The organism is Actinotalea sp. (assembly GCF_041597215.1).
In the GTDB taxonomy this organism is placed as follows: domain Bacteria; phylum Actinomycetota; class Actinomycetes; order Actinomycetales; family Cellulomonadaceae; genus Actinotalea.
On sequence record NZ_JBFHHB010000288.1, the window covers coordinates 1 to 3,586 of the forward strand.

6 protein-coding genes are annotated in these 3,586 nt (G+C 69.6%); 1 reads left to right on the forward strand and 5 read right to left on the reverse strand.

Going from position 1 to position 3,586, the window contains the following annotated elements; all coding sequences use genetic code 11:
- Nucleotides 1-82: 82 nt before the first annotated feature.
- From ABWK99_RS14720 to ABWK99_RS14730, 3 genes are all read right to left on the reverse strand, one after another.
- The gene (locus ABWK99_RS14720; RefSeq protein ID WP_372595449.1) at nucleotides 83-643 is read right to left on the reverse strand and encodes a hypothetical protein; all 561 of its coding nucleotides are present in this window, start codon (nucleotides 641-643) and stop codon (nucleotides 83-85) included.
- Between the two features lie 77 nt (nucleotides 644-720).
- Nucleotides 721-906, reverse strand: coding sequence for a helix-turn-helix domain-containing protein (locus ABWK99_RS14725; protein ID WP_372595450.1), 186 nt, complete (start codon nucleotides 904-906; stop codon nucleotides 721-723).
- A complete protein-coding gene (locus ABWK99_RS14730) occupies nucleotides 903-1,154 on the reverse strand; it encodes a helix-turn-helix domain-containing protein (RefSeq protein WP_372595451.1) in 252 nt (83 codons plus the stop codon). The genes ABWK99_RS14725 and ABWK99_RS14730 overlap by 4 nt, the downstream gene beginning before the upstream one ends.
- A gap of 294 nt (nucleotides 1,155-1,448) precedes the next feature.
- Here ABWK99_RS14730 and ABWK99_RS14735 point away from each other — a divergent pair, with 294 nt between their 5' ends.
- Nucleotides 1,449-1,799, forward strand: a complete 351-nt coding sequence (locus ABWK99_RS14735; RefSeq protein ID WP_372595452.1) for a helix-turn-helix domain-containing protein — start codon at nucleotides 1,449-1,451, stop codon at nucleotides 1,797-1,799.
- Here the strand turns inward: ABWK99_RS14735 and ABWK99_RS14740 are convergent.
- Together ABWK99_RS14740 and ABWK99_RS14745 are read right to left on the reverse strand one after the other, a co-directional pair.
- Nucleotides 1,738-1,953, reverse strand: a complete 216-nt coding sequence (locus ABWK99_RS14740; protein ID WP_372595454.1) for a hypothetical protein — start codon at nucleotides 1,951-1,953, stop codon at nucleotides 1,738-1,740. The two genes, ABWK99_RS14735 and ABWK99_RS14740, sit on opposite strands and share 62 nt — an antisense overlap.
- 93 nt (nucleotides 1,954-2,046) lie before the next feature.
- Entirely contained in the window at nucleotides 2,047-3,222 is a 1,176-nt protein-coding gene (locus ABWK99_RS14745; RefSeq protein ID WP_372595453.1) for a tyrosine-type recombinase/integrase, read from the reverse strand.
- Nucleotides 3,223-3,586: the final 364 nt, after the last annotated feature.

The following is a 3,586-nucleotide window of genomic DNA, read 5'->3' on the forward strand; positions in this document are numbered from 1 at the left end:
CACAGCGGGGCCGTGAAGGTGGCGGTGATGAGTGCGGCGCGGACGGTGGCGCGCGTGACGAGGTAGGCGCGGGTCGGGGAGGTCATTCCGTCACCCCGCAGTCGTCGTGCGTGGCCGCCTCGGCGTCGAACGCGGCACGGTCCTCGTCGGACGCGCCCTCCTGCAGCCAGCCACGCGCCCCGCACGGGCAGGAGTACCCGGCGATGCTGCGCAGCGTGCGCGGGTCCTCGATCGCCCGGTACGGGTTGGCCGGGGGCAGCTGGGACGGGTCACCACGGCGCATGTACTCCGCGACGGCGTCCACGCCCTCGTCCCACGCCTCCGCCTGTGCCTGCCGGGCCTCGGGGGCGGTGCGCGCACCGAAGAGGGTCACGTCGACGCCCCCGAACGTCGTGTCCACCGTCGTGCACGTGTCGAAGTCCTTGATGTTCGAGACGCCCAGGCGCGCGACGTCGGCGACGTGCAGCGCGCCCGGGCGCGAGTCGTGGTCGCCGCCGGGGCCGGTCAGGTGCGCGTAGATCGAGCTGCGCATGACGTCGACGCTGGAGACCTCGAACCCGGCGGCGTTCAGGTGCCGGACGAGCCGCGCGGCGATCTGCATCTTGGCGAGGAGGTCGTCGCTGGTGGTCTGCTTGCGGGTCATTGGTAGACTCCTGTTCGTTGAAGGTTGAACGACACGGCCGCTGCCTGGGAGGTGGGCGGCCGCTGTCGCGTCCGGGGTCAGGCGGAGGAGCGCTCCGACGGGAGCGAGTGCAGCCACGCGTCGAGCTCGGCTGCGGGGATCAGCGGCTTGGAGCCGAAGTAGCGGGGTGCGAGGTCGCCCCTGCGGATGGCGTCGCGGATGGACCGCTCCGACAGGCCGACGGCCTGTGCGGCGTCGGGGATCGTGTAGGCGAGGGGGGTCATGCCGCCCTCCGCTTCACGTTCCGTCCGGCAACGCCGGACACGCGAGTCATGAACAGGTCGTCGACGCCGACGCCGAGGAAGTGCGCGATGCGCGCGGCCGGCTCGACCTCGAGCGTGTTGACCTCGCCGCGCATGAGCCGACCGAGGTAGGCGTGAGACTTCCAGCCCGCCGCCTCGGCTAGCTCTCGCTGCGATACGCCCTGGATCAGCATCAGCTTCGCCAGGCGCTTGCGATCCGTGAGGATCATCCAGACCTCCCCTTGTGTTCGTGCTGTGGTTCCCACGGTAGTCGCCTCCTTGCGTTGTGTCCAGTATCTCTGCACACAACGTATGCCGAAGGTGCCCACTCGTCAAGGAACTACGCCGGTGTTCTTTCGCAGGTAGGCGCTGACCTGCGGCGACACGTAGGGCGCGCTGCGATAACTTGGTGCCCACTCGTGGCGCATGTAGCGCTGGACACAGGTGCCCACCTTGGTTGCCGGTGTGTCCGCAGTAGGCAACCGTGGTGCTCGTCAACACGAGCAGGTGAGGAGGTGGAGAACATGGGTGCGATCGGTCAGCTCATCCAGGAGCACAAGGACTCGCAGGCGTACACGCCGTCGAGTGCCGCGATTGCCGCCGCTGTGGGGGTGTCGCGTAGTGCCATCGGGGAGTGGATCGCCGGCGTCTCGATGCCGAAGCCCGATCACCTGCGACGGCTGTCGACGGTGATCGGCGTCCCGTATCTCCGCGTCCTGGACGCCGCGCTCACCGACGCCGGTTACCTACCGAAGGACGTGACGAGCCATGACGACTCGACCCCCAATACCCATGCCGGGGAGAGCCCGGCATCTACTCCAGGCGCGTCTCGGACACCCGGTACGTCCCCAGCTCGTAGTCGAGCGCGAGAGTGAGCAGCCCGCGAGCAGCCTCGAGCCGCTCGTCGGGGCTGAGTCTCCCGTCGATGAGTGCGATCCGTTGCGTTTCGACGAGGCACCCGGTGTCGCGCATGTACGGCGCGATCACGACAGTCCAGCCGAGCCGGGTTAGCATCTTCCACTCGTCCACGCACATCCCCCAAGGCGCTCAGTGTTGATCAAGTGGACCATATGCCCGGCCACCGACAAGGATTGCGGCGGCGCACCGACGCGCCGCGTGACGTCAGCCGGTCACCTGTTCGGGTGATGCACGCCAGTCGAGCGCGCGGCCGAGCTTGCCCATCCCGGCGCGCGTCTGGTCGTCGGTCAGGTGCGTGTACCCGCGGGTGACGGTCGCCGACGAGTGCCCGAGGACCTGCATCCTGATGTGCTCGGGCACGTCCATCTGCGCGAGGAGGCTGGCGCAGGTGTGTCGCGCGGAGTGCAGGGGCACGTCGGGCAGGCCGGCGGCTCGTAGTGCGGCATCCCATGCGGCGGCGTCGTCGGATGGGTCGATGGGTCTGCCGTCGGCGCGGGTGAAGATGAGCGCGTCGGGGTCGGCGTCGGGTGGCACGAGTCCGGCCAGGACGTCGGCGAGCGGTCCGGCGAGGGGGACCTGTCGCCACCCGGCGCGCGACTTCGGCCGGGTGCGCCACAGTCCGCCCGTCAGGTGCACGGCCTCTTGGTCGGCGGGGATGTCGATGGCGCGGCCCGGGCAGTTGCCGCCGCGCTTGCGTCCGCACGTCGGCGGGGTGCCGCACCCGTGCCGGTAGGTGAGTCGCTGCACCTGCCATGAGACGGTCAGCATCGCCGCGTCGAGGTCGAGTGCGCCGACGGTGATGCCGAGCCGTTCGCCTTGTCTCAGTCCGGCGAGGAGTGCGACGGCGGCGTGCGGCAGGTAGGGGTCGTCGGTGGCGTCGAGGTGCGCGAGGAGTGCGGCGGCGTGTGCGGCGGTGAGTGCTGGTCGGACGGCGACGGCGCGGCGTGGTGCGACGGCGAGCTCGGCGGGGTTGCGGCCGATGCGCCCTTCGCGTTCGGCGTCCCCGAACATCTTGCGCATGACGGCGTGGGCTTGGAGCGCGGTGGTCGTGGACAGTCCTGCCCCGGTCACGGCGTCGTGCACCCGGTAGACGTGCGCGGTGGTGATCTTGTCGAGCCGGATGCGGCCGATGGTGGGCAGGATGTACCGGTCGACGTGGCCGCGGTACTCGGCGAGGGTGCGCGGCTTGAGCGTTGGGCCGGTGCGCGATAGCCAGAGCGCGGCCCAGGTGGCGACGGTGGGGCTCGAGGTGGGCAGGTCGCCGCTGCGGTCGAGGTCGCGGCGCAGGGTGCGGAGTGCTGCCACGGCTGCGGCACGGTCCTTGAAGGTGGTCTCGCGTCGTCGCCTGCCGTGCCCGTCGGATGGCAGTTCGACGCGCACGACCCACAGTCCTCGGCAGCGGTGTGCTGGTCGCTCGCCGTCGTCGCCTGGAGGCGGGCAGGTCGCGTTGTGGCGCTGGAAGATCGACCCGGTGCCGCGCTCTCGTCGCTCGTCCATGACTGCCCCAATCCGGTACACCCTAAGGTGCACCCTATCCTGTGCAGGAGTATGCCGGAATGGAGCACACCACTAGGGCTCTGACCTGCGGTTATGCCCTCTGACCTGCGGTTCTAGGGTACCAAACGACAGACTCATAATCCGTCGGTCGTGGGTTCAAGCCCCACCTGGCCCACACCGGCTGACCTGCGGGAATGCACGAAATGGCTTTCGGGAATCACTGGCTAGTGCACCCAAAAGTGCACCC